The sequence below is a fragment of the Oleiphilus sp. HI0128 genome, from assembly GCF_001635365.1.
In genome coordinates, this window is record NZ_LWGG01001364.1 from 1 (window position 1) to 991 (window position 991).

The following is a 991-nucleotide window of genomic DNA, read 5'->3' on the forward strand; positions in this document are numbered from 1 at the left end:
TGTTCTATGGCCGATGGCTGAGTTAGCACCGGATGATATCGATAGCAAAACTGGCTTAAGCTACCAAGTCTTATGGCAGCTTAAGCAAGTAGAAATCGAAGCGAAGCAAAAGGTATGGCGAATTGATCCAAGTTCAGTTGCTGCTATTCTCAAGCCTTAAGCTTATTTGTTTTCATGAAATCGGTGGTATTCAGCGATTAAACCGGCAGTAGAAGAATCTGCAGCAATGTTGGAATCAGCGTCTTCCAGTTGTTTGAGTACTTCGTTACCTAGCTTTTTACCTAACTCTACTCCCCACTGATCAAAAGAATTAAGCTCCCATATTACACCCTGAACGAAAACTTTATGTTCGTAGGCGGCAATTAGGGCACCGACGCTCTTTGGCAGCGTTTTCTCAATAAGAAAGGTATTACTGGGTTGATTACCTTTGTGCTCCATATGCTTGGCTATGAGTTTGGCTTTGGGTTCGTCGTAACCCCTATTTAATAATTCTTGAAAAGCCTGCCTTTCACTACGCCCCTGCATCAAGGCTTGAGTTTGGCTCAGGCAGTTAGCCAATAACATCTTATGATGAGAGCCTGATGGGTGATGCGTATCAAGCGTAGCAATGAAGTCACATGGGATTAGTTTAGTGCCCTGATGCAATAACTGGTGGAAAGCATGTTGGCCGTTAGTTCCAGTACCCCCCCATATTATAGGGCCTGTATGGTAAGTAAGAGCTTTACCTTTTGTAGATACGTGTTTGCCGTTACTCTCCATATCTAATTGCTGGAGGTGATCAGGAAGAAAGCTCAGATACTGATCATAAGGCATTACGGCATGTGAGTCGGCGCCAAAGAAACTGTGGTACCAAATGCCTAGCATTGCCATCAGGCTTGGCATATTCTGCTCAAAGGGAGCTGAGATAAAATGCTCATCCATTTCGTGTGCGCCTTGTAGCAAGGCTTCGAAGTGCTCATTGCCAATCATAAATGCGATTGGAAGACCAATT

The 991-nt window shown here is 44.2% G+C and carries 1 pseudogene; it reads right to left on the reverse strand.

The features are described 5' to 3' along the window. Nucleotides 1-162: 162 nt before the first annotated feature. Nucleotides 163-991: pseudogene (locus tag A3763_RS22610) on the reverse strand (glucose-6-phosphate isomerase); the annotation flags it as partial.